This window comes from Paenibacillus sp. LHD-117, from assembly GCF_030929555.1.
GTDB lineage: Bacteria > Bacillota > Bacilli > Paenibacillales > Paenibacillaceae > Pristimantibacillus.
Map to the genome: position 1 here is coordinate 23103 of NZ_JAVFVT010000037.1, position 26810 is coordinate 49912.

At 57.2% G+C, this 26810-nt stretch carries 16 protein-coding genes; 2 read left to right on the forward strand and 14 right to left on the reverse strand.

What is annotated here, in order from left to right:
• Positions 1-3: 3 nt before the first annotated feature.
• From RB620_RS23875 to RB620_RS23890, 4 genes are all read right to left on the reverse strand, one after another.
• Positions 4-219: a hypothetical protein gene (locus RB620_RS23875; protein ID WP_308098780.1), complete on the reverse strand. Its 216-nt coding sequence runs from the start codon at positions 217-219 to the stop codon at positions 4-6.
• A gap of 115 nt (positions 220-334) precedes the next feature.
• Positions 335-3220, reverse strand: coding sequence for an excinuclease ABC subunit UvrA (uvrA, locus tag RB620_RS23880; RefSeq protein WP_308098781.1), 2886 nt, complete (start codon positions 3218-3220; stop codon positions 335-337).
• Positions 3221-3235: 15 nt separating this feature from the next.
• The gene (gene uvrB, locus RB620_RS23885) at positions 3236-5233 is read right to left on the reverse strand and encodes an excinuclease ABC subunit UvrB (protein ID WP_308098782.1); all 1998 of its coding nucleotides are present in this window, start codon (positions 5231-5233) and stop codon (positions 3236-3238) included.
• A gap of 248 nt (positions 5234-5481) precedes the next feature.
• A complete protein-coding gene (locus tag RB620_RS23890) occupies positions 5482-6645 on the reverse strand; it encodes a response regulator (protein ID WP_308098783.1) in 1164 nt (387 codons plus the stop codon).
• 249 nt (positions 6646-6894) lie between these two features.
• Between RB620_RS23890 and RB620_RS23895 the strand changes: the two genes are divergently transcribed.
• On the forward strand, positions 6895-12999 hold the full coding sequence (locus tag RB620_RS23895) for an SdrD B-like domain-containing protein (protein ID WP_308098784.1): 6105 nt from the start codon (positions 6895-6897) through the stop codon (positions 12997-12999).
• A gap of 106 nt (positions 13000-13105) precedes the next feature.
• On the opposite strand, the gene RB620_RS23900 is transcribed toward RB620_RS23895, so the two are convergent.
• The 5 genes from RB620_RS23900 to ftsE form a co-directional block, all read right to left on the reverse strand.
• Positions 13106-14431: a PDZ domain-containing protein gene (locus RB620_RS23900; protein WP_308098785.1), complete on the reverse strand. Its 1326-nt coding sequence runs from the start codon at positions 14429-14431 to the stop codon at positions 13106-13108.
• Between the two features lie 90 nt (positions 14432-14521).
• Positions 14522-15979: a S41 family peptidase gene (locus tag RB620_RS23905; protein WP_308098786.1), complete on the reverse strand. Its 1458-nt coding sequence runs from the start codon at positions 15977-15979 to the stop codon at positions 14522-14524.
• A 156-nt stretch (positions 15980-16135) separates the two neighbouring features.
• A complete protein-coding gene (locus RB620_RS23910; RefSeq protein ID WP_308098788.1) occupies positions 16136-17362 on the reverse strand; it encodes a murein hydrolase activator EnvC family protein in 1227 nt (408 codons plus the stop codon).
• A gap of 13 nt (positions 17363-17375) precedes the next feature.
• Positions 17376-18293, reverse strand: coding sequence for a permease-like cell division protein FtsX (gene ftsX / locus RB620_RS23915; RefSeq protein WP_308098789.1), 918 nt, complete (start codon positions 18291-18293; stop codon positions 17376-17378).
• The gene (gene ftsE / locus RB620_RS23920; RefSeq protein ID WP_308098790.1) at positions 18283-18969 is read right to left on the reverse strand and encodes a cell division ATP-binding protein FtsE; all 687 of its coding nucleotides are present in this window, start codon (positions 18967-18969) and stop codon (positions 18283-18285) included. Before ftsE ends, ftsX begins: the two co-directional genes overlap by 11 nt.
• 411 nt (positions 18970-19380) lie before the next feature.
• On the opposite strand from ftsE, the gene RB620_RS23925 reads away from it, so the two are divergent.
• On the forward strand, positions 19381-20823 hold the full coding sequence (locus tag RB620_RS23925; protein ID WP_308098791.1) for a VanW family protein: 1443 nt from the start codon (positions 19381-19383) through the stop codon (positions 20821-20823).
• Positions 20824-20946: 123 nt separating this feature from the next.
• On the opposite strand, the gene argH is transcribed toward RB620_RS23925, so the two are convergent.
• The 5 genes from argH to argB form a co-directional block, all read right to left on the reverse strand.
• A complete protein-coding gene (argH, locus tag RB620_RS23930; RefSeq protein ID WP_308098792.1) occupies positions 20947-22362 on the reverse strand; it encodes an argininosuccinate lyase in 1416 nt (471 codons plus the stop codon).
• A 172-nt stretch (positions 22363-22534) separates the two neighbouring features.
• A complete protein-coding gene (locus RB620_RS23935) occupies positions 22535-23773 on the reverse strand; it encodes an argininosuccinate synthase (RefSeq protein WP_308098794.1) in 1239 nt (412 codons plus the stop codon).
• A gap of 40 nt (positions 23774-23813) precedes the next feature.
• A complete protein-coding gene (argF, locus tag RB620_RS23940; RefSeq protein WP_308098796.1) occupies positions 23814-24770 on the reverse strand; it encodes an ornithine carbamoyltransferase in 957 nt (318 codons plus the stop codon).
• Positions 24771-24795: 25 nt separating this feature from the next.
• Positions 24796-25986 (reverse strand): acetylornithine transaminase, encoded by a 1191-nt coding sequence (locus RB620_RS23945; RefSeq protein ID WP_308098798.1) that lies wholly within the window; start codon positions 25984-25986, stop codon positions 24796-24798.
• Between the two features lie 6 nt (positions 25987-25992).
• Positions 25993-26796 carry an acetylglutamate kinase gene (argB, locus tag RB620_RS23950; protein ID WP_308098800.1) on the reverse strand — a complete coding sequence of 268 codons (804 nt, stop codon included), beginning with the start codon at positions 26794-26796 and terminating at the stop codon, positions 25993-25995.
• Between the last annotated feature and the right edge of the window lie 14 nt (positions 26797-26810).

A 26810-nucleotide genomic window follows, 5' to 3' on the forward strand; every position in this document is an offset into this window, starting at 1 on the left:
CAACTAGGCCATCCAGATCTTAAAGATCATCACGTAATCAATAAACAGGAATATAGCGAGCGCGACGGTCGTGAAGCCAATTGCAAACAGGTTCTTCCTCGGACGAGCCATGAGAAGACGTACGAAGCCGATTGCGATGATGACCGTGAAAGCAAGCATAAACCAATCGAACGGATCAATAGTGCTTGTTTTTGTAGCTTCTTCTGCCAGGAACAACATAAGGGACCCCCTCCAAATCACACGTAACCTAATCTTAGTCTATGTTAGCCTCTAGACGCTTACGTTGCAAGTCCGAATTCGCATTCGTAACAAGTTTGTCACGATTTGACACGGATTATTCCTGGATGCCTGCTCCGACATGCTCTAAGCTCCGTAAGCGCTGCTCCGTCCGTTCCCTGTCGCGTTCCAAAATCGGCTTCAAGTACCGCCCCGTATAGGAGCCCTCCGCTTTGACAACCTGTTCCGGCGTACCCGTAGCGACGATCATGCCGCCGCCGCTTCCGCCTTCAGGTCCCAGATCGATCAGGTAGTCCGCCGTCTTAATGACATCCAAATTGTGTTCGATGACAAGCACAGATTCACCGGACTCGACAAGACGGTGCAGCACCGTCAGTAAACGGTCGATGTCATGGACATGCAGTCCCGTCGTTGGTTCGTCAAGAATGTACAGCGTCTTGCCCGTGCTTCGACGATACAGCTCGGCCGCCAGCTTGACGCGCTGCGCCTCGCCGCCCGACAACGTCGTAGCCGGTTGCCCAAGCGTCATGTAACCCAGGCCTACGTCGAGCAATGTCTGAACCTTGCGATGAATGCGCGGAATGTTCTCGAAGAACGCGCAAGCGTCCTCGATCGTCATCTCCAGCACCTCGGCAATGTTTTTGCCTTTGTATTTCACTTCCAGCGTTTCTCGGTTGTAGCGTTTGCCTTTGCAGATCTCGCACGGTACGTATACATCCGGCAAGAAGTGCATCTCGATCTTGATGATGCCATCCCCTCTGCAGGCTTCGCAGCGGCCGCCCTTCACGTTGAAGCTGAATCGGCCTTTCTTGTAACCCCGTACTTTGGACTCGTTGGTGTTCGAATACAGGTCGCGAATGTCGTCGAAGGTGCCCGTGTAGGTTGCCGGGTTGGAGCGCGGCGTTCGTCCGATCGGTGACTGGTCAATGTCGATGACCTTCTCCAAATGTTCGATTCCGCGCATCTCCTTGTATTGGCCTGGGCGAACCTTCGCCTTGTTCAGGTCGCGGGCAAGCGTCTTGTACAGAATTTCGTTCACGAACGTCGACTTGCCGGAGCCCGATACGCCGGTCACCGCCGTAAAGACGCCTAGCGGAATTTTCACGTTCACGTTCCGCAGGTTGTTCTCCTTCGCCCCGCGGATCTCCATCCACTTGTCGCTCGTGGCGCGCCGCTCCAGCGGCACCTCGATAAACTTGCGCCCGCTGAGGTATTGTCCGGTGAGCGAGTTCTCGTCGCTCATGACTTCCTGCGGCGTGCCTTGGGAGATGACCTGTCCGCCGTGGATGCCCGCCCCTGGTCCGATGTCGATAATGTAATCGGCCGCCATCATCGTATCCTCGTCGTGTTCGACGACGATCAGCGTGTTGCCAAGGTTGCGCATATGCTCCAACGTTTGGATCAGACGGTCGTTGTCCCGCTGGTGAAGACCGATACTCGGTTCGTCCAGGATGTAGAGAACGCCCATCAGGCTGGAGCCGATCTGGGTTGCGAGCCGGATCCGCTGCGCTTCGCCGCCGGACAGTGTGCCCGCCGCGCGGCTCATCGTCAAGTATTCCAGGCCGACGTTTACGAGAAAACCGAGTCGGCTGTTGATTTCTTTCAGAATGAGATGAGAGATCGTGCGCTCCTTCTCCGTGAGTGATAGGGAATCAAAATAACGTTTGGCTTCCCCGATCGACAAGGATGTCACGTACGCGATATTCTCGTCGCCGATCGTCACGGCGAGGCTTTCCTTGCGCAGACGCTGGCCTTTGCAACCGCCGCAAGGCTTGGCGCTCATGTAATTCTGGATATGCTCCCGCATCATCTCCGAGGCGGTATCGCGGTAACGCCGTTCCAAATTATTTACGATGCCTTCGAACGGCACGTACGCTTCCTTCCGGTGGCCGAAGTCGTTCTCATATAGGAAGCGGACTTTCTCTCCGCCCGTGCCGTACAACAGCTTCTTCATCTGCTCTTGCGTCAGCTCCGACAACGGAACGTCCTCCGGAATGCCGTAATGAACGCACACCGCGCTCAGGAATTGCGGATAGTAATTGGAGGTGCTTCCCGCCCAAGCGAGGAACGCGCCTTCTTCGATTGTCTTGCTCATATCCGGAACCAGCAGGTCCGGATCCACGATCATCTTCGCGCCGAGTCCGTCGCACTCCGGGCAGGCCCCGTACGGGCTGTTGAAGGAGAACATCCGCGGCGCGAGCTCTTCGATGCTGAAGCCGCATTCCGGGCAAGCCAGATTGGAGCTGAATAACAGCTCTTCTTGCTCCATGACGTCGACCAGAACGCGGCCTTCCGCCAGCTTCAGCGCCGTCTCCAGCGAATCAGCCAACCGTGCGTGAATATCCGGTTTGACCACGATCCGGTCGATGACGACCTCTATATTATGTTTCTTGTTTTTCTCGAGCTCGATCTTCTCGCTCAGCTCCCGCAGCTCGCCGTTAACGCGCACGCGAACGTACCCCTGCTTCTGCATATCCGCAAGCAGCTTCGTGTGCTCGCCCTTGCGGCCCGACACGATCGGCGCCATGATCTGCAGCTTCGTCTTCTCCGGATATTCCATGATCCGGTCCACCATCTGTTGGATCGTCTGCGACGTGATCTCGATGCCATGATCGGGGCAATGCGGACGTCCGACGCGGGCGAACAGCAGACGGAGATAGTCATAAATCTCCGTAACGGTGCCGACGGTCGAACGCGGATTGCGGCTGGTCGTCTTCTGGTCGATGGAGATGGCCGGCGACAATCCGTCGATGGAATCGACATCGGGCTTCTCCATCTGCCCGAGGAATTGCCTGGCGTACGCACTCAGCGATTCCACGTAGCGGCGCTGACCCTCGGCATAGATTGTATCGAAAGCGAGCGACGACTTGCCGGAGCCGCTAAGTCCCGTCAATACGACGAACTTGTCGCGGGGGATGGTAACGTCAATATTTTTGAGATTGTGGGCGCGAGCGCCCTTCACGACGATTTTATCACTAGCCAATGTGTTCTCCTCCTACTACCCATTCTCGGCGCGCAGCTCAAGCAGCGCGTCCCGAAGCTCCGCGGCACGCTCGAACTGCAAGCTCTTCGCCGCATCCTTCATTTCCGCCTCCAGACGCTCGATCAGCTTCTGGCGCTCCTTCTTCGTCATCTTGCCGGAATCCGCACCCGTGAGGTAATCCGCCTTCTGCTCCGCCACCTTCGTCGCTTCGATGACGTCGTGCACCCGCTTGCGGATCGTCTGCGGCTGAATGCCATGTTCTTCATTATAAGCCACTTGGATCGAGCGGCGACGATCGGTCTCCTTCATCGCGCGGTCCATGGAATCCGTTATTTTGTCCGCATACATGATGACTCGGCCCTCGCTGTTCCGCGCCGCCCGTCCGATCGTCTGGATGAGGGACCGGTCGGATCGCAGGAACCCTTCCTTATCCGCGTCCAAGATCGTGACCAGCGATACTTCCGGTAGATCGAGCCCTTCCCTCAGCAGGTTGATGCCAACCAGCACGTGGAATACGCCAAGACGCAAGTCGCGAAGAATCGCGAGCCGCTCCAGCGTCTTGATATCCGAGTGCAAATAGCGGACTTTGATGCCGACATCCTTCAAGTAATCGGTCAGATCTTCGGCCATCTTCTTCGTCAACGTCGTCACGAGCACGCGCTCGTCGCGCGCGATCCGCTCGCGGGCTTCATGCAGCAGATCGTCGATCTGGCCCTTCGTCGGCCGCAGGTCGATGATCGGGTCCACGAGTCCCGTCGGACGGATGATCTGCTCGATCATCGTCGGGCAATGCTCCAGCTCGTAGGGCCCCGGGGTCGCCGAAACATATACGAGCTGCTTCGCCTTCTCTTCGAATTCCTCAAAACGAAGCGGCCGGTTGTCCATGGCGGACGGCAGCCGGAAGCCGTGATTCACGAGCATTTCCTTGCGTGCCCGGTCGCCGTTGAACATGGCGCGGATCTGCGGTAGAGACACGTGGGATTCGTCGATGACGACCAGGAAGTCGTCCGGAAAGTAGTCCATCAGCGTGTACGGAGTCGATCCACGCTCTCTGAACGTGAGCGGCCCGGAGTAGTTCTCGATGCCCGAGCAGAATCCCATCTCCGCCATCATCTCCAGATCGTAGCGCGTTCGCTGTTCCAGCCGCTGCGCCTCCAGCAGCTTGCCCGCTTCTCGCAGCTCGGCAAGCCTCTCCTCCAGCTCGCGCTCGATGTTGACAAGCGCCCGCTTCATCGTCTCTTCGTGCGTAACGAAGTGGGACGCCGGGAAAATCGCCACATGATCCCGCTCCCCTACGATCTCTCCCGTCAGCACGTCGATCTCCGAGATTCGTTCGATCTCGTCGCCGAACAGCTCGATCCGGATCGCCCGTTCGTTATTCGCGACCGGGAAGATCTCCACGATGTCGCCGCGTACGCGGAACGTCCCCCTCGTGAAGCTAATGTCGTTCCGCGCGTATTGAATATCGACGAGCTTATGAAGGATCGCGTCGCGCGGCTTCTCCATGCCGACCCTGAGCGACAGCACAAGACTGCCGTATTCCGAGGGCGAACCGAGACCGTAAATACACGATACGCTCGCCACGATAATGACATCCCTGCGGTCGAACAGCGCGCTCGTCGCGGAATGCCGCAGCTTGTCGATCTCGTCGTTGATGCTGGAGTCCTTCTCGATGAACGTATCTGTGGACGGAATATAGGCTTCAGGCTGGTAATAGTCGTAATAGCTGACGAAATATTCGACCGCGTTGTCCGGGAAGAAGGTCTTGAATTCGCTGCATAATTGAGCTGCGAGCGTCTTGTTGTGCGCGATGACCAGCGTAGGCCGGTTCAGCTCAGCAATGGCGTTCGCGATCGTGTAGGTCTTGCCCGTCCCCGTCGCCCCGAGCAGCGTCTGGTGGCGCTTGCCCGCCGTTATCCCTTCCACGATCTGCTTAATCGCCTTCGGCTGATCGCCTTGCGGCGTATATTCCGATTTCAACTGAAACACTTTCTCTTCCGGCACAGCATTCATAACCCGCTTCCCCCCAGCCATTCCTGTATGCATACAGTATAGTCAAATTCTTCCCGTCTCAAAAATAACGAGCGCAAACGCAAACGGCCGAGCTTTGCCATACGGAAGCCCGGCTGCGTCTCTTCCTGCCTTATGCGAACGCTCTGCGTCCAATTGCTCCGATTGTCCACATATAAGAATGTGTGTTCCCATTCATTATACATTTAACGGCGAACGGATGCAATGTCGATCTTCGAAATGTTGCTACCTCATTCCCGAATCACGCCGGCTCTCCACGCCGCGTACCACTCCGAGACGGCGACGGGAACGGGAAGCTCCAGACCCTCCAAGAATACCTGCTCGAAACTTCCGAAGTGCTCGACCACTTTGTCGTATAGCCCCTGCCGATCGTATAACATGAGCAGCGTCAAAGCCGTTCCTTCGTCGTAGGGATCGAACGCTTGCATGGTTCCATAAAGTTTCGCCGCTTCCTCTTCCCTGCCGTCCTCCGCCAAACGGCCTGCAGCCTTGCGCGCATGGGCCAACCACACCCGGCGCAGCCGCTCCCGCTCGCCCTCCGCCCAAGCGTAGCCGTGTTCCGCCAAATAGTCTCCTTCGTATTCGTTCAGCAGCTTCATCAACCTGTCGTATCGGATGATATCGCCGCGCGCCGCTTCCGTTAGCTCCCGCTCCCACGTTTCCGTGTCGACGGACACTCCTTCACCCATACGCATCGAATAGGTTTCTTGAACGCCGGAGCTCTCGATCTCAATATCGATACCCTCTTGCTGAAGGGTTTTCCTGATCTGATAGACGATCGTATATAGCAGCGACATCGCCTGCTTCTTCTCCTGCTGCGGAGCAATCATCTCCAAAATTGCCGATTTGTGCACGGCTGCCCCGCGCCGCTGGAGCAAATAGGCGAATAGCTCCTGCGCCTTGGCCGTTCTCCATTTTGGCGTGATCGCCGTTCCGCCCGGAGCTTGAAACCGAATGGAGCGGAAGCAAAGGACCCTTGCCCCTCCGTTTCCAGCTGCCGCAGCCTGCAGTCGTTCGCCGGACGGCTTCCGGTCCAATACGCGTCTAAGCGCCGTCGTTACCCGATCCTTGGTATAAGGCTTCATCAAGTAGTCCACCGCGTTCAACTCGAATGCTTTAACCGCGTATTCGGCGTAAGCGGTCACGAACACGAAGCAAGTGTCGGGGCAAAGCTCCTTCAGCTTCTCGGCCGCCTTCATCCCCGACAGCCCGGGCATTTGAATATCGAGGAACACCGCTGCCGGACGCAGCTTGCCCGCCTGTTCGATCGCCTCTTCTGGACTTTCGAACCCGTGAAGACGCACGGGCAGGCCAAGCCCTGCGGCCGCCTCCCCTAGCATTTTCTCCAAGAGGGCCAGTCCCAGCCATTCATCGTCAATCATTATCACGTCCACAATCCACACTTCCCAACTCTAGCGATATGCTCTCTTATTAAACGACTCGGCTCACCAAAAGTTTTCAGCTTCACGTACCCGAATCTTAAATTTACAAAAAATGTTCATAAATTAGATTCTTTTGAACTACAAAAAGATCAGTTTTTGTTCAGATCAATATGATAATCTAGTAAATAGGAATTATATATAGGACTAATAGACTAGATACGAGAAAGCGCACAACCCGATTCAATGAAAGGAATGACGATCATGTACGTTTCAAGATCCAAACGGCATAAGAAACCAGCCATCGACCGGCTGCTGGGCTGGCTGGGCTTCACGCCTGCCCTGCCCAGCAACCGCATGTCCCTGCGCCGGAAGAGCGTCAGCCTCATGCTGGCCGCGCTGCTTCTGCTGCAGACGATTCAAATAGGAGGATTCATGCAGCACACTTCGGCCGCTCCCGTGCCCGTTCCGGATACGGTGATCAAGCAAGTGCTGCTGCTTCAAGGATCGAGCTTCGGCAACGACGCCTTAACGGCCTGTTTCTCGAGTCCCGACGCTTCTTGCGCCTCCTTGCTCACGGCCGTCAAGAACGACGGCTCTTCGACGCCTAGCTACACCGGTGAATTCGAAGCCGCTTTGGGCTCGACCAGCTATCCTTTCACGCTTGCCTACGAATGGGAAATCGACGACGATATCGCGGCGAACGGGGGTACTTATACCTTCGCCCTTCCGGCCGCGCTTAAGCTCGAAGCCGATATTCTTAACGTCCCGATCGGCAGCGCCGGCTCGTTCTCCGTGGACAAGAACAGCAAAACGATCACGATTACGTTCGCCGCGCAGGACGGCCTGGATCCTTCGGCCCGCCAGAAAAAAGGCGGCATGCAGATCAGCGCATGGCTGGAGCAAACGACCGTCATCGAAAATAACGAAATCGAAGTTCGCATTCCCGTCAGCGCATCGGCTACGATCGTGGTCAACCTCCCCGTCGATCTGGGAAATCCCGCGCCAAACATCAGCAAAGCGCTGGCCGGCGTCGACCGGACCGTCAATACGTCCGAAGTGTATTGGACCGTCGACGTCAACCGTTCGCTCACCGCGATCGGACAAGCCATCGTGGAAGATACGCTCCCAAGCGATCTGGAGCTTGTCCCTTCCAGCATCGCTGTTCATCCGCTGAATGTGAGCATGAACGGAACCGCGACCGAGGGCGCAGCCTTGGCGGCGGCAGCCTACATAGTCGATCCGGCGGCCGGAGTGAACAAATTCACCGTCGACCTTGGATCGATAAATTCGGCCTATCGAATCAAATTTACGACGAAAGTAAAGAGCGACGCGGTCATTCCCGAGAATCCGCCGAAGTCGCTGACCAACCAGGTTCGGCTGCTGGACGGAGCCGTCCAAAAGGCGTCCGCCTCGGCGAACGTTTCCGTTCAGCGCGGGCCTACGCTGAAGAAAGTTTCCGGCAGCTACTTACCGGATTCCGATCATACCGTCACATGGACGCTGTATTTCAACTTCGGCCAGCTTGAACATACGGATCCGGTGCTCACCGACATTCTGCCTGCAGGGCATGAGCTCGTTCCGGGCACCATGACGGTCGAAGCGGTGAACGTGGCCGCCGACGGCTCGGCGGGCAGCGTCATCGGCGCGCCGCTTGCGGCAGGTACCGGCTACACGCTGACTTACACGGCTTCCGGAAGTCCGACCGACAAGGACGATTTCGATCTGCAGTTGAACGGAACGATAGACGACGCTTATCGGATCGTATACAAAACGAAAGCCAAGGATATCGCCCCGGTCGTCAAGAGCGAAACCAAAAGCAACAGCTATACGACGGACGTGGCCGCGGGCGGCACAAACGCTTCGGTCCTTTATCAGCAGCGGATCATCGACAAGGATGGAAGCATTACGAACTACGGTGCCAAAGAGATGACTTGGACGATCGCGCTCAACAAAAACGGATACCGCTTCGAGGAAGACGGTGCCGACAAGGTGAAGCTGGTCGATACCTTTACTAACAGAGGGCTTACGCTCATCCCGCTTTCGTTGACCGTGACGCCTCAAGGAGGAGCGGCACTGATGAACGGCGTCGACTACGTGCTGACGCAAACGTACGACGGCGCCAGCAGGGAGTCCGGCTTCGAGATCGTGTTCGCCGACGGTTACACGTTCGACAAGCCGCATACGATTGCGTACAAAACGACCTTCGACTACGAAGAGTACCCGGCCGCCGGCTCATGGAGCCTGAGCAACTATTCGTTCCCGAACACCGGCGTGTTCTCGTGGGGCAAAATCGTGGACAAGGCAACGGGCACGACGACGCTGCTCGGCAAGGACAGCCAGTCCAACGCCCATACGATCACGCCGAATACCAACACACGCTACAACGGCTACAAAAACGGCTCGTATGACGCCCGCAACAAAAATACGACATGGAACGTTCTGTTCAACTATCACAACGAATCGGTGACGGGCGCTACGGTAACCGATACGCTGCAATCCGGCCAAGCGCTTGTTGCCGGTTCCATTGTGGTAAAAAGCCAGACGCTTGCCGCTAACGGGAACCTCTCCGACGCAGCGACGCTAACGGAAGATACCCATTTTACGGTGAGCTATAACACCTCCGGCGCAAATCCCGTGCTGACGATAACGTTTATCGGCACGATTACGGGACCGCATCTCATTACGTTCAAAACAACGCTGGAAGGCAAGCTCGTGCCGCAGCAAATCAACAACACGGCCACATTCACCAGCAGCAACGCGTTGTACCGCGCCACCCTGCAAGCCAGCGTGTCGCCGGCATACGGCAATGAGTTTATCGTCAAACAATTTAAGCAGCCGGATCCCGGCGGCCTGAGGCTTGCCGAGTGGAGCCTGTGGATCAACCGCAGCCTCTCCAAGCTGAACGAAATCGTCGTAGAGGATACGCCGGATCAATATCAGACGCTGGTGCAGAATTCGTTCCAATTGTTCAAGGCGGTGCCGAACGTTGCAAATCCGACGCAGGACAGCCATTTCACGCTGACTCCCGTGCCCGCGGCGAACTACGAGCTCGAATTCCTTGACGCCACGCCTACGCCGACCGGCCATCTGAAGTTCAAGCTGACGATCGACGCGCCGGACGAAGCGGCCTATAAGCTCGTCTACCGTTCCTTGCTCGCGGTTGGCGTCGGCAATAATACGACGAACCAATTTTCCATGAGCGGCTGGGGCTCGTCGGTTACGAGCCAGCCGGCGCAGCATACGTTTTCGGTGAACAAAAACTCGGCATCGGGCTTCTCCTTCCCGTCCGGAGCTTCCTATCGCGGAAGCGTGAAAATCGTGAAACAAGCCGACGACGACGCGAGTCTGAAGCTCGAGAACGCCATTTTCAAAATCAAGCCCAAATTCGGTCCGGACACGATACCTCCGGCTCCAACCGACGAAAACGGCGAGGTGACGTTCACCAATCTGCCGTTCGACGTGTACGAGATCGTCGAGGTGACGGCGCCGACCGGCTATAAGCTGGATACGACGGCGCACGAGATCGTAATTAACTCCACGACGGAGCAGACTCTTACGTTAACCAACGTGGTGAACACCGGCAGGATCGGCAACTATGTCTGGCTGGACCGCGATCGCGACGGCATCCAGGACACCGGCGAAGCCGGCATCAACGGCTTGACGGTTAATCTGTACAAATCAGGCGAAACAACGATTTTCAAAACGACGACAACGGCGGCCGGAGGATCGGGCGAACCGGGCCATTACTTGTTTACCGATCTGGAGCCCGGCAATTACGTTGTGGAGTTTAATTGGCCCGTCGATTACGAGCTAACCCAGAACGTGCCGGGCAATGCTACCAAAGATTCGAATCCGCTGGACGGCGATCGGAAGACCGCCGCGATTACAATCAATCGCGCGAACGGCTTTGAAGATTTGACGATCGACCTTGGTCTTGTCGCCAAAGGCGAAATCGGCGACTATGTATGGCTTGATCGGGATCGGGACGGACGTCAGGACGCCGCCGAGCTAGGCATCAATGGAATCGAGGCGATCCTGTTCAAGGAAACCGGCGGCGTTCGCACGGAAGTCGCGCGCACATTGACGGCCAACCATCCGTACGATCATACGCCGGGTTACTATTTGTTCGAACATCTGCTGGGCGGAGATTATTACGTGCAATTCGTTGTCCCCGTCAGCTACGACAAGACGGCAGAAGAGGTTGGCCCAGGCGCCGCGGGCGACTCCAATGCGACCGACGCGACCGGTTTGACCGACCTAATCGAAATCGGCGTCGGCAACTGGGTAGATCACACGATCGACCTCGGCCTGCAAGCGAAAGGCAAGATCGGCAACTACGTTTGGTTCGACTCGAACGATAACGGCATTCAGGAAGCCGGCGAACCCGGTATCGAGCACATCGAAGTGAAGCTGTACGACAAAACCGGTGGCGCCAACGTGCTGGTGGAAACGCAATATACGGATGCCAACGGCTATTATTTATTCGATCATCTCGTTCAAAGCAATGATTATTACGTTTGGTTCCAGACGCCTTCTATTTACGATCTGGCCAAAATGGAAGAGGCGGGCTCCACATCCGCCAATGATTCGAACCGGATTCAGGTTGGCGGCGCAAACGCGGGCCAGACGATTAACGCTATTCCGATCGGCCCGGCAGGCTGGGAAAACCTGACCGTCGACCTTGGCTTCACCGGCAAAGGCGCGATCGGCGATTATGTCTGGCATGACCGTAATCGTAACGGCATCCAAGATGAAGACCCGATGCACGGCATCAACGGCGTAAAGGTTTACCTGTACCGCAATGCGTCGACGGGCACGCCATACAAAACCGATACGACGAAAACAGAAGGCGGAAATCCGGGTTATTACAACTTCAAGGAACTGCCGCAGGGCACGTATTACATTCGTTTCGAGCTCCCTGACGAATACGAGAAGACGGTCGCGGAATCGGACGACGACTCGGCCGTAGGCTCCAATGCGACGAACGCGACACATGTGACGGGAGCGATCAAGATCGGCGAAACCGAGACGCCTTACGGCTGGGTCGATCCGAGCATCGATCTCGGACTCGTAGCTCAAGGCACGATCGGCAACTACGTCTGGTTCGACCGTAACCGGAACGGCATTCAGGACGCTTCCGAAGCAGGGTTGAACGGCATCACGCTTCGTTTGTACAAGAACAGTGCGGCCGGACCGGTCTACGCCGAGACCGTCACCGCGAACGGCCCGGACGGCAAACCGGGATACTATCTATTCGACAACTTGGCAAGCGGCAACTATTACGTGCAGATCGATCTGGACGATAACCATGAAGTCACCGCCGAAGAGCAAGGCAGCGGCGCGAACGCGCATGAGCTGGATTCCAACGCGGTGAACGCGCAAAACATGACCGTCGCCATCGCGATCGGCGACGCGGCTCCGAAGGGCTGGCATGATCCGACGATCGACTTCGGCGTGGTCCGCAAAGGCGCGATCGGCAATTATGTCTGGCATGACGTAGATTACGACGGCAAGCAGGACGAAGAAGAAAACTACGGCATCAACGGCGTGACCGTCAAGCTGTACGACTCCTCGAAAACCTTGCTCGCCTCGACCGTGACCGCGGACAAAGACGGCAAGCCGGGCTACTACTTGTTTGATCATCTCACAGCCGGCAACTATTACGTGGAATTCGTAACGCCGTTATTCTATATTCCGACCAGACAAGGAGCGGACGGCGTTACGGTCGGTCAAGATTCCAATCCGACGCTCGGCGGCTATACCGAAGTCGTCGCGATCGGATCCGCGGCTCCCGCCGTTTGGCGGAATATGACGATTGACCAAGGGTTCTATTACATTCCGCCGGTATTCCCGACGCCGACTCCTACGCCGACGCCGACACCGGAGGAATCGGAAAAGCCGGGTGCAACGCCAAAACCGACGCCGACTCCTGCTCCAACGCCGAAGCCGTCCCCGGGAACGGCAACGCCAACGCCGACTCCGCAGACGGAGAAAACGCCTGAGGATACGCCGATCGACGTCGAAGTCGAGGTGCCGAAGGGCGGAACAACCGAAACCGGCACGCCGCCGAAGAACGGCACCGTCACGGTGAAGCCGGGCGGGAAAGTAACGTATACGCCGAAACCGGGTTATACCGGCAAGGATAAGTTCTCCGTGATCGTCAAAGACAAGGACGGCAACGAAGAAGAATTCTGGTTCGACATCGATGTCGAAGAACCTCCTCTCGGCGGATTCGAAGGCACGCCTGATATAGGCAACCTTCCGAAGACGGGCGAAGAGAGCTATCTGATGCTGTATTTGATCGGCGCTGCCTTCGTTGCTGGCGGTATCGTCTTACGCGCCAGAGGCAAACGTCGGAACTCTTAACGGATACGCCCAGATGAAACAAAAGAGCTGTTCCAGCCCCGAAGGGTTAGGAACAGCTCTTTTTTGTCGCTCTGAACAATGGATGCTTGCATCCCCGAATCCGGCGCTAAGCCTGTAGACGCTCCTCGCTGCCTCCGGCCGTTGCTTTGCCGCCTCTTCGATTGGAAGCCTTGCGCCCTCTAAGCAGCTCCAGCAGCGACGCCGGGCCGCTTGCCGCGTAGAAGTTCGCTTGCTCATCCGGCGCCAGAATGACGCCGAGCTGATGATGCTCGCCCGCGTACCGCGCCCGCTGCGCAAACTTCGGCTCGCCGCCCACGGTCAGCGCTTCCAGCTTGCAGAAGGCCGAATTGGACGCCAGCGCGCTATACAGCTCTTCTTTGGTCGATACGCGAACGCCATTCACCTTATAGAGCATCTCGCCGACGGAAAGCCCCATCGTCTCCGCGGGAGTACCCGGCACGATGCCGAGAATGCGAAGCCCGCGCGTATCATGTACGTAGAGCGGCTCCCGTCTTGCTTCCATAGCTTTGCTTCGCCAAACAAGCGCCTCGTGCAGCAGAATCGATGCCAGCGCTGCCACCGGGAGCAAAGCGGGCTGCCACCATGCCGCGAGAGCGGCGCCACCCAAACAAACGCTGTAGAGCAGCAGCCCCTTGGCCGCATGCCTGGCTTTGGCGGCGGGCAGCATGGATCTGGTCATCTCCGTGAATCCGATAATCATCGGCAGCGCGATGAACGTCCAGCCTTCAGGCAACATTCCGCCCAGCAGCGAAGTCCATGGCAGCGCTGCGCTCGACGCGGAAGCTGTTGCCGTCTCCGCCGATACCGGCGCAAGCAGCAAAAGCGGCACGGGCCAGAAGCCCTGCAGCATGTAGCCGCCTACCAGCTTGCCCCGCTTGCCCTCGAGGAACAGCGGCGTAGAAAGCTTATCACCTTGCAGCCGGACAAGCAGCGCTTCCGCCAAATGGAGCAGCGCCACAAGCAGCAGAAGCCCCGCCGCATCAATCCGGGCCAGCGACGTTGCCATAGCGCCGATCCAATCCGCGCGCTCGTGCAGCGGTGTAAAGCCGACCGCCCATTGCAATAGCGTCACGATGCCCGCGCTGTACGCGAAGCAGAGATACCGGATGCGCGCCAGCATGAGCACGGCCGCGATCGCCCACAACCATAACACGGCCGACGGCGACAATGACGCACCGATGAAGACCGACGCGGCGGAGATGCCGACGCCGACGAGCAGCCCCGTCGCCAGCGCCTTCAGGGCGAGACCCTTCCAATCATGAAGCTTCACCGCGAACAGCTGCCGCTCCAGCCGCATCTGCCTTGTGTATTGAAGAATGATAAATAACACCGCGATATAATAAAAGGGCCCCGTAACCATCTGCAATGCCGCGGAACCCAGCAATTCCACTATTTCACGAGCCGTTTCCATTTCCCGTCCACTCCTCGCGTCATTAAAATGAGAAAGGCCAGCTTCGCTTGCCGCGAAACCGGCCTTTATAATGTTTCGACACGCGGAACGTTATTTCCTGCTTACCGCCTTGACGGCTTCCAGCAGCTGCGTATCGTGCTCCTTGTCCTGAATCCACTTGATGACGGCTTGCTCCAGCGTCTGAGCCGTTTTGACGTCGATCTCTCCCGTCACGGGCAGGCTATGCTCCGACTGAAACTGCCGAACCGCGTTCACCGTCTCTTCGCCATAGTAGCCGTCCTCGCGTTTCGGCTCGTAGCCGAGGCCGTGCAGCATCACCTGCGCGCTCCTTACCGCTTCGCTCAGCGAATCAGGCTTCAGCGTCTCCTGCAAGGAGATGCGCGCTACCGTGTACAGATCCGGAGGCTGCACCACGATATCCGGCTTGATCCCCTTCTCGTGAATCCAATTGCCGTTTGGCGTCAGCCACTTGGCAATCGTCATCTTCACCAGGCTGCCGTCCCCGAGCGCCTTGTTATAGCTAACCTGCACAGTGCCCTTCCCGAACGACTGCTCGCCGACCACCTTCGCGCCAGCGGCTTCTTGCAATGCTCCGGCCAAAATCTCGGACGCGCTCGCGCTGCCCTTATTCGTCAGAACCGCGATCGGATATGACTTCGCTTCGCCGCCCTTCGCCTTCGTCTGGTCGCGGTTACCGTTCCGGTCTTCGACCTGTACGACCGTAGCGCCATCCTTCATCATCAGCTGCGAAATTTCCACGACGATCGGCAGCACACCGCCCGGGTTGTTCCGCACATCCAGCACAAGTCCGTTCATGCCCGCTTGCTCCAGCTTCGCGAGCTCTTCCTTGAACCGCTTCGCCGTGTTCAGCGAGAACTGCCTAATTTCGATAATGCCTACGCCATCGGAACGCAGATTCGAGTAAACGGTCTCGACATCGATGTCGTCGCGGATCAAAACAAGCTGGATCGGCTCGGCATTGCCGCTGCGCTGCACGACAATTTTCGCCTTGGTCCCTTTAGGTCCCCGAATCTTGCCGACCGCCTGCTGCAGATTAAGCCCGTCCAAACTTTCTCCGTTGACGGAAATAAGCACGTCTTTAGCGAGAAGCCCCGATTTCTCCGCCGGAGATCCTTTGATCGGAGAGACGACGACAATCTTGCCGTTCTCCGTCGTGACTTCCGCCCCGATCCCGGTGAAAGAACCTTCTATGGACTCTGAAAAATGCAGCGCGTCGTCCTTCTCCATATAGACGGAATAAGGATCGTCCAGCGCTTCCATCATCCCGCTGACCGCGCCGTCCAGCAGCTCCTCTCGCTCCACCTTTTCGTAGTATCTGGTCTCGATGAGCTCCAGCACCGCGTTCAGCTTCGCCAGTTCCTCCTTCTTCAGGCCGGGCGCCCCGCCCTCGTCCGCCGCTGCGGCGACCACGGCCGCTCCGCGTGCATCCGGACGTATCAACTGATCGGCAACCGTTAACGTGACGAGCACGGATGCGATCATTGTTAGCAGCACAAACGTAAATACGGTTCTTCCTTTAAAATACACCCGGTACACCACCTTATCGAATTCCCGCTTGCGCGACCCCACTAGTATATGACAAGCGGGACACAATTATTTACCAAGCGCGGCCTCGTATTGACAACAAGGGCAGCCCTCGCGCGGGCTGCCTCTCGTCATAATATAGCTATGGAATGATTGCTTTTATTTCAGATATCCGCCCGGATTAACGGGCACTTCGTTCTTGCGCACTTCGAAATGCAGATGCGGCCCAGTCGAATTGCCCGTGCTGCCGACTTCCGCGATTTGCTGGCCTTTCTTGACATTGTCTCCTTCGTCGACGAGCAAACCTCCGTTGCGAATATGCGCGTACAGCGTCCACAGCCCGTTGCCGTGGTCGATGACGATACAATTGCCGTACGTGCTCCAGACTTGCGAAATGATAACGACGCCGGATTCCGCCGCGTAGATCGGCGTGCCCGACGGGGCTCCGAAGTCGATGCCCGTGTGCGAATGTTTTCTGCCAGTGATCGGATGGACCCGCGTGCCGAAGTTCGACGTAACTCGATAACTAGGATCGATCGGCATGCCGAGCTTGCCGCCGGTATACGGATTTTTGATCCGGTTTTTCTCGGCTACGAGCTTGGACTTCTTCGCGGCGAGCGCCACAAGCAGCTTCTCTTGCTCCTCGCTGATTTCCTCCAGATGCTCCAGCGTATCGTCAAGCTTCTCCAAGTTGGCGTTATAGCTCGCGATGAGCACTTCCTTCTCGGATTCCTTCTTCGCGAGGTCGACCTGCTGCAGCTCCAGCTCGTGGAACAGCGCCTGAATCTCGGCGTATTGCTTCTCGATATCCGCCTTCTTCTCTTCGGCGAGCACCTTGTCCTTCTTATGGGATTCGAGCACGTCGCGATCCGAGTTCAGAATCGTCTGGAGCGCGTCGAACCTGTCGAGGAAATCGCTGAAGCTGTTCGCGCTGAGCAAGACGTCCATATAGGATACGAAACCGTTCGTGTACATCAGCCGCATCCGCTGCTCCAGCAACGCCTCGCGCTTCACGATCCGCGCCTGCACTTCGTCCAGCTCCACGCCGGCTTGCTTCAACTCTTCTTCCTTGGCGTCGACCTTCTCCTGCGTCTTCTGCTTCTCGACGGCGACCTTGTCGATCTCTTTCATCAAGCTCGTGATTTCCTGCTGCAGATCCGCTTTCTTCACATTCAAATCCTGTTTCTCGTGTTCCGCTGTGTTCGCCTGTTTGGCCGCGTTGGCGGCTGTGCGCTCCGCTTCCTTGATCTGCTTATTGGCGGCGGCGATGTCCTTCTCGATCTGCGAGAGGGAAGCAGCTTCTACCTGCCCGCCCTTGCCCGCTGGCTGGAAGACGAATACCGACAACAGGGCCGCGATGAGCAGCCATGCTCCTGCTTTTTTCATGTACGCGATTCACCTACACTTTCAAATACTTTCGTATCGAAATGGTGCTTCCGAGCATTCCGATCACCGATCCGATGACCATTAACAGACCGGCCGTCAGCCAGCCAACTTCCTTCATAGACACTAGCGATATCAACATTAGCGACATATCGAGCTGCGTTAGCTTAATGATCTGGCTATAACAGATTAGCACCAGCACCGTCGTCAAGCCGGAGCTGATGAATCCGATCAGCGCTCCCTCGACGAAGAACGGCCAGCGGATGAAGGCGTTCGTCGCACCAACCAGCTTCATGATGCCGATTTCCCTTCGGCGGTTGATGATCGTCATTTTGATCGTGTTGGAGATCAACAGCATCGCCGTTACCGCCAGGCCGATGACGATGACGAAGCCGATGTTGCGTACCGCATTCGTCACTTTGAACAACGTCTCGACGGTGCCTTGCCCGTACTTGATCCGGAATATCGGCTTCGTCTCGTCCGTCGTGTTGATGGCTTCGATCTTCGTCGCCACTTCGTCCACCGTCTGCGGGTCGTACACTTCGACCGTGAACGACACCGGGAGCGGATTGTTTTCGTTGTTGTAGCCTTCCAGCCAGTCGCCGTTCTCCTCGCCCATCGCTTCGCGTAGAATCGCGAGTCCTTCTTCCTTGGACACAAACGTGACTTTGCTGACTTCCTGGATGTTGCCGATCTCGTTCTGCAGGGCCGTTACCTTCGCCTGCTCCACGTTCGTCTGCAGGAACACGCGAATTTGCACTCGGCTCTCAATCTGGTCGGCCATGGAATTGACGTTCATCGCAAGCAGAATGAAGATGCCGAGAATGAATAACGAGATGAAGATCGAGCTCATCGACGCGAAGGACATCCAGCCGTTTCTCAGAATGTTTTTCGCGCCTTCCCTCATATGCCGGAGCAACGTGCTAAGCTTCATAGCCGTACTCCCCTCTTGCCTCATCTCGAACGATGTTGCCGTTCTCGATCGCGATGACCCGTTTGCGCATGCTGTTGACGATATCTTTGTTGTGCGTGGCCATGACGATGGTCGAACCTCTGAAGTTGATCTCCTCGAGTAAGTTCATGATGCCGAGCGACGTCTCCGGATCCAAGTTCCCCGTAGGTTCGTCCGCGACGATAACCGACGGATTGTTCACTATTGCCCGGGCAATCGACACCCTTTGCTGTTCGCCGCCGGATAGCTGAGAAGGCAAGCTGGCATGCTTGTGCTTTAAACCGACAAGCTCCAGCACCTCCATCGTCCGTTTCTTGATGATGCGGCGCGGCGCTTCGATGACTTCCATCGCGAACGCGACGTTCTCGTAGACGGTAAGCTTGGGAAGCAGTCGGAAATCCTGGAAAATAACGCCGATATTCCGTCTCACGTACGGAATTTTGCGAGGCTTCAGCTTGCCGATGTTAAAGCCGTTGACCGAAATCTGACCTTTCGACGGGACTTCCTCGCGATAGATGAGTTTCATGAACGTAGACTTGCCCGCGCCGGAAGGGCCTACGAGGTACACGAATTCATTGCGATCTATTCGAACAGAAACACCGCGAAGCGCATGCGTCCCATCAGCGTACGTTTTCCATATGTCGTGCATTTCGATCACGTTATCACATCCTGTATGTAGTCAATTCTACTATTTCGACAGCTTGCGGCTAATTCCTTCAACAGCGGCGCCAATTCCTCTTTTTTCACATTTCTCATGATTCACAGATTTGTCGAATTCTCTTCGAATGCAAATCTTACGCGTGAACACCTTGTCTTTTCTTTGTCGAAAAACCATTGCTTCACCGTTAACCCTTGGCTCAAGGTGAAACGGCTGTCGCCGTCCTTTGGCGGCGCAGCGCGTTTCATTCCGAGAAATATAAGCACAGTATAGTGAAAACTTATACTACTTATATTTTTGAATTTGCGCCTTCCATTTTCTTGGATTTGGAAAAAACCACCTTGCTTTCGCATATACATGAAAGGATGATTGCCCAAATTATTTTCATACAGGAAAGGTGCTAGAGAATCGATGAAAAAGCTGCGTATTACGCTTGTCTCCCTCTTGTCCGTCCTCCTCCTGGTTGCTGCCGTCGCCGGCGTGCTGGTATGGAACTACGCGAAGCAGGACACCGTTCCCGAGGGAGTAACGGTCGGCAACATGGCGCTCGGCGGCATGCCAATCGACGACGCGCTCGCCATGCTCTCCGGTTACGAGAAGTCGCTGCTGGAGCGCACGGTTACCGTCCGCGCGGGCGATCCGGCTGGCGACAGCAGAAGCTGGACCGTCGCCGAGCTTGGCTACCGCGCGCAGTTCGATGCGGTGCGGATCGCTCTGCTCGGGCTGAGAGAAGGCTCTGTCTGGGATCGCGCAGTCTATCGCTACAAGTTCCCGAGGAGCTACTCGCTTGCCCAGAGCTGGGACCGGGAAACGTTCGATACGGCCGTACGGAAGCAATGGAGCTGGATGGAGGAAGGCGAGCCGAAGGATGCGACGCGAACGATCACGGACGATGACAAGGTCGTGTACGAGCCCCATAAGGATGCCTATCGGCTGGATATCGGGGTGCTGTCGAAGCAAGTTGACGAATGGGTCGTAATCAACGAAGCGGATATCGGGTCGGGAATATCGGATAACGAGGCGCATTTCGTAGCGGAATTGCCCGTGAAGACCGTTCATCCGGAAGTAACGCTGGAGAAGCTTAAGGCCGAAGGAATTGATCGCAAAATCTTATCGTTCACGACCGACTTCGCCAGCAGCGCGGCAGGCCGGGCACATAACGTGACCGTGACGGCGGAGACGCTGAACGATTGGCATCTTGCGCCCGGCGAGGTGTTCTCCTATAGCAAGCTGATCGCCATGGCGGAGAAGGAGCATGAATACCGGGAGGCTCCTGTCATTCTGAACGGCAAGCTGGTGCCGGGCATCGGCGGTGGGATTTGCCAAGTATCGAGTACGCTGTACCAAGCGGTGCTGCGCGCGGGACTCGAAATCGTCGAGCGGCGCAACCACTCCCTCCCCGTCGCTTATCTTCCGCTTGGACATGACGCTACCTACGCCACGGACGCGATCGACTTCAAGTTCCGCAATTCGACCGGCAAACACCTCATCATCCGTACCGTCGCAGAGGATCGCAAATTGACCGTCAAGCTGTTCGGCACGATGCCGGAAGACGTCAGCTACGACATCGAATCCGTCACTTTGAAGACGGTAGAGCCTGACGCGAAGCAGACCGTCAACCCTAAACTTCCGGTTGGCGAGCAAGTCGTTGTGGAGCAGGGGAAGCCCGGGTACGTGGTTGAGACGTTCCGCACGCTCATGCAAGACGGAAAAGCGGTATCGCGCGAGCGCGTTTCCCGCGATACATACCGCGCCCAGCCGACGATCATCGAGGTTGGACCGTCTTCGCTCTCCGCTACGCCAGCACCAAGCGCGCCTTCGACGGACGAACCGATCTTGGAGGACGGATTGTAGGAGGAATCGTCGCATTGCATGCAAAAATAACGGAGAGCGGCCCCCTCATGCTGAAGGGACTGCTCTCCGTTTTCTTCTAGTCGATAGGCTGCAGAGCAGCTTGGTTTGAAGCCATCACGTAACTTATCTGCTGCGCTCCAAATATTCCGCGACCCATACGGAGGTCTCGGACAGCGCCGCTTCGGCGCGGCCGATCGCGTCTTCGACCTGCGGCTTCGCCGTGCCGCCGTAGACATTCCGAGCGTTGACGACCTGCTCCGGCTGGAGCACCGCGTAGATGCGGTCGTCGAACAGCGTGGAGAACTGCTTGAACTCGTCGAGCGTCAGGTCAAGCAAATATTTGTTCTGCTCGATACAGTACAGAACCGTCTTGCCGATGACCTCATGCGCCTGCCGGAACGGCATGCCTTTGCCGACGAGGAAGTCCGCGATATCCGTCGCGTTCGAGAAGTCCTTGTTGACCGCTTGGCGCATTTGTTCCTTGTTCACCTTCATCGTCGCAATCATCGGCGCGAACAGCTGAAGGGCGCCCTGCATCGTCTTCACCGTATCGAACATACCTTCCTTATCTTCCTGCATGTCCTTGTTGTACGCCAGCGGCAGCGACTTCAGTACCGTCAGCAGGCTAACGAGGTTGCCGTAAACACGGCCCGTCTTGCCGCGCACAAGCTCCGGCACATCCGGGTTCTTCTTCTGCGGCATGATGCTGCTGCCCGTGCAGAAAGCATCGTCCAGCTCGACGAAACGAAACTCCGTGCTCGACCATAGAATCAGCTCCTCGCTGAGGCGCGACAGATGCATCATGATGATCGAAGCGTGGGAGAGGAATTCCAGTATAAAATCGCGGTCGCTCACCGCGTCGAGGCTGTTCTCGTATACGCGGTCGAACTTCAGCTGGCCGGCTACGAAGTGGCGGTCGATCGGGAACGTCGTGCCCGCGAGCGCGCCGGCGCCGAGCGGTAAGACGTTGATCCGCTTGTAGCTGTCCTGCAGGCGTTCGATGTCGCGGCCGAACATGGAGACGTACGCCATTAAGTGATGCGCGAACAGGATCGGCTGCGCGCGCTGGAGATGCGTGTAACCCGGCACGATTGTGTCTAGGTTCCCTTTGGCTTGCTCGACGAGCGCCGTTTGCAGCTTGTGCAGCATGTCGACAAACTCGACGACGCGCTTGCGCAGCCACAGATGCATATCCGTCGCGACCTGGTCATTGCGGCTCCGGCCGGTATGCAGCTTGCCGCCGACCGAACCTACATCGTCGATGAGCGTCTTCTCGATATTCATGTGAATGTCTTCGTCGCCGATGGAGAATTCGATATCGTCGCGTTTGATGCGCTGAAGGACGCGATGCAGACCGTCCTTAATTTTCTCCACGTCGTCCGCAGGCAGAATGCCCTGCTTGCCCAGCATCGTTACATGCGCCAGGCTGCCTTGAACATCCTCCTCCGCGAGCTCCTTGTCGAACATGATGGAAGCCGTATACTCCTCCACCAGCTGATCCGTTTTCTTCGTAAACCGTCCACCCCATAATTTACTCACGCGCTCAAGCACTCCCTTCCCAAACGTTCTTTCTTGCTATATCTCTTCCTCTAACTACGGTCGCTCGTCTTCGATAGACATCGATTGAGGTTTTCTCCTATTCGGACATAAGGGACGGAAGCTTGCGAGGCAAGCTTCCGCCTTTTCCGGTCATTCGTTATGCATTCCTGGTTTATTCGCCTTGGCTTTGCTGCACGCCCGACGATACTTTCAGACGCAGCGCGTTCAAGCGGATGAAGCCCGTCGCGTCGCCTTGGTCGTACGCCTTCGACGGATCGGCTTCCATCGTCGCAATATCCGGGTTGTACAAGCTGACCGGGCTCTTCACGCCAGCGCCGATGACGTTGCCTTTGTACAGCTTGAGGCGAACGACGCCCGTCACGTTTTTCTGCGATTCCGTCACGAGCGACTGCAAAGCAAGACGCTCAGGTGCGAACCAGAAGCCGTTGTACACGAGCTGGCTGTACTTTGCGATCAAGGAATCGCGCAAATGCATCACTTCGCGGTCCATCGTGAGCGATTCCATCTTGCGATGCGCCGTGAACAGGATCGTGCCGCCCGGCGTCTCGTATACACCGCGGCTCTTCATGCCGACGAAGCGGTTCTCGACCATGTCCACGCGTCCGATGCCGTGTTTGCCGCCCAGCTCGTTCAGCTTCTCCATCACTTCCAGCGGGCTCAGCGCCTCGCCGTTCAGCGCGATGCAGTCGCCCTTCTCGAACGTCAGCTCCACGTATTCCGCTTGGTCTGGTGCACGCTCAGGCGATACGCTCAGCACGTACATCTCTTCGTTCTCTTCCGAGCTCGGATCGAACCAAGGATCCTCCAGCATGCCGCTCTCGAAGCTGATATGCAGCAGGTTGCGGTCCGTCGAATACGGCTTCGCCGCCGACGCCGTCACCGGAATGCCGTGTTTCTCAGCGTAAGCGATCATCTCTGCGCGGCCCGGGAATTGCTCCCGGAACGCTTCCAGCCGCCATGGTGCGATGACGCCGATCTCGGGCGCCAGTGCGGCAGCCGTCAGCTCGAAGCGCACTTGGTCGTTGCCTTTGCCGGTCGCGCCGTGCGCGATCGCCGTTGCGCCTTCCGCGCGGGCGATGTCCACCATACGCTTCGCGATCAGCGGACGCGCGATGGACGTGCCTAGCAAGTATTGTCCTTCGTACAACGTTCCCGCTTGGAACATCGGATAAATAAAGTCCTTCGCGAATTCGGCGCGCAGGTCGTCGATGTAGACTTTGGATGCGCCTGTCGCCAGCGCTTTCGCTTCCAGTCCGTCGAGCTCGTCCTTCTGCCCGATGTCGGCCGTGAACGCGATAATTTCCGCGTCGTACGTTTCTTTGAGCCATTTTAGGATGACGGATGTGTCAAGGCCGCCCGAATAGGCCAGCACGATTTTTTCTTTCGCCATGATATCTCTAACTCCCCTTCAATCGTCGTTTTGAGCAATTTTAGGACATAATCGCAGCCATGATCGCCTTCTGCGCATGGAGACGGTTCTCCGCCTGATCGAAAATAATGGACTGTCCGCCATCGATGACGCTCTCGCTCACTTCTTCGCCGCGATGCGCAGGCAGGCAGTGCATGAACAAATAATCGTTATTCGCGTATTTCACGAGCTCGTCGTTCACCTGATACTTTTTGAAGGCGATTTCGCGTTCCTTCTGTTCTGCCTCTTGGCCCATGCTAGCCCATACGTCCGTATAAATAATGTCCGCGCCGTCGACCGCTTCCTTCGGATCGCGGCAAATGTGTACGCGCGAGCCCGACTCGGCCGCGTGCGCCTCCGTCTGCTTAATGATATCCGAATCCGGCTCGTAGCCTTCCGGCGTCGCGACCGACATGTGCATGCCCAGCTTGGCCGCGCCCATCATCAGGGAATGGACCATATTGTTGCCGTCTCCGACATAGGCGATCTTCAGCCCCTCGAGACGTCCCTTCTGTTCGTAGATCGTCTGGAAGTCGGCCAGCGCCTGGCAAGGATGGGACAGATCCGTTAGGCCGTTAATGACCGGGATTGTCGCTCCGCGCGCCAATTCGACGACCTTGCGATGCGCGAACGTGCGGATCATGATGCCGTCCAAATAACGCGACAGCGTCTGCGCCGTATCCCAGATCGTCTCGCCGCGTCCGATCTGCAAGTCGTTGCCGCTCAGGAACAGCCCTTGGCCGCCCAGCTGGTACATGCCGACTTCGAACGACACGCGGGTACGCGTCGACGATTTTTCGAAAATCATGCCGAGCGTTTTGCCTTTCAATACATGGTGCGTCTCGCCGGCTTTTTGTTTCTTCTTCAAATCGATCGCCAGATCGATCAGGTACCGCAGCTCCTCTTGCTTGAAATCGACCAGCATAAGGAAATCGCGGCCTTTCAGGCTATGCGCCAATTCTTCGTTTACGACTTGCATGGGTATTCCTCCTTCAAACTTGAGCTTAGCCGGATGCTTGGAGAAGCTCCGCCAATAGCGATACCGCCTCATCTATCTCTTCGTGCGTGACGAGCAAATTCGGGAGCAACCGGACGACGTTAGGTCCCGCTGATATAACAAGCAGCCCGCGCTGCTGCGCCTCGGTCAACACGTTCGCGACCGGACCCGCGCACTGGATGCCGACAATTAATCCGATTCCCCTTACTTCTTGGACGAAAGGCGCGTCCGCCAGCTTCTCGCGAAGCTGTCCGATCAAATAAGCGCCCTGCTCCGCGGCGCGCGCGGACAATCCGTCGCCCACGATCGTCTCGAGCGTCGCCTTGACCACCGCGGTCGCGATCGGCGTGCCGCCGAACGTCGAGCCGTGGCTGCCCGCCGTGAACCCTTCGCGCAGCTTCTCCTTCGCGACCATAGCGCCGACCGGGAAGCCGCTGCCAAGACCCTTCGCCAGCGTGAAGATGTCCGGCTCGATGCCGTAATGCTCATATGCGAACAACTTGCCCGTCCGCCCAATGCCCGTCTGAATCTCGTCCACGATCAGCAAAATGCCCTCACGCTCGCAAAGCTCGACAACTTGCTTGATATAAGCCGCATCCGCCGGATGTACGCCGCCTTCCGCTTGCACCAGTTCCAGCATGATCGCGGCCGTCACGTCGCTCACCGCTTCTTCCAACGCGCCGATTTGGTTGTACGGCACCGTTTTGAATCCTTCCGGCAGCGGAGCGAACCCTTCCTTCACCTTCGCTTGTCCTGTCGCGGTCAGCGTAGCGAGCGTCCTGCCGTGGAAGGACTGCTCGAACGTAATGATCTCGTACCGGCCGTTCTTCGCCACCAGCTGCTGGTAACGGCGCGTCAGCTTGATCGCCGCTTCGTTCGCCTCCGCGCCGGAGTTGCAGAAGAACACCGCGTCACCGCAGCTGTTGTCCGTCAGCAGCTTGGCCGCGTCCGCCTGGTTCGGAATTTGGAACAAGTTCGATACATGCCACAGCTCATCCAGCTGCTTCACCAGCGCTTCCTTGATTCGCTTAGGAGCATGCCCCAGATTCGTGACGGCGATGCCGCTCATGAAATCCAAATATTTGTTGCCTTTGTCGTCCCACAGCCAGCTTCCTTCACCCTTCACCAGCGTGAGTGGATATCGCGCATAGGTCGGAAGCAGCGACTGCGAGGCCGCAGCCGTAATCGTATCCGTCATCTTGGGTTACACCCGCCCTTCGTTAGATTGGACGATGCGGGTGCCTACGCCGCCTTCGCGGACCGCTCGCGTCAGCACGCCCGGTTCTTGTCCGCTGACGATAACCACCTCTTGCACGCGTCCCTGTATGCATTGCACCGCCGCGCGAACCTTCGGAATCATGCCCCCGTAAATTTCGCCGCTCGCGATCATTTCGTCGATCTCCGCTACCGTTACAGACGGCAGGACTCGTTTCTCTCCGTCTACCGTCTTCAGGATGCCTGGCACGTCGGTCACCACGATCATCCGCTCCACGCCAAGATGCGAAGCGACAGCTCCCGCCGCCGTATCCGCGTTAATGTTGTATCGTTGTCCGGACGCGTCTATTCCGATCGGCGCGATCACGGGGATGTACCCCATCCCCATCACGCCTTCGATGATGGACGCGTTCACGTCCGTCACGTCGCCGACGAAACCGATCTCGTCCGCGTTCGCAACCGGCTTCGCTTCAATCAAGCCGCCGTCCACACCGGAGAGGCCTAGCGCCTGAGCGCCGTTCACGCCGATTTTGCGTACGATTTCCTTGTTGATCCGTCCCGCCAGCACCATCTCCACGACGTCCAGCACGTCGTCGTTCGTCTTGCGCAGCCCGTTCACGAATTCCGTCTCGATGCCGAGCTTCGTGAGCGTCTCCGAGATCGCCGGCCCGCCTCCGTGCACGATGACGGGCTTCACGCCCGACTGCTGCAGGTCGCGCAGCTCGTGGAAGAAGCCGTCCGGAAGCGCCGCGAGCGTGCTGCCGCCGCATTTCATCACAAACCGTTGCTCCATGTGCTCCGCCTCCT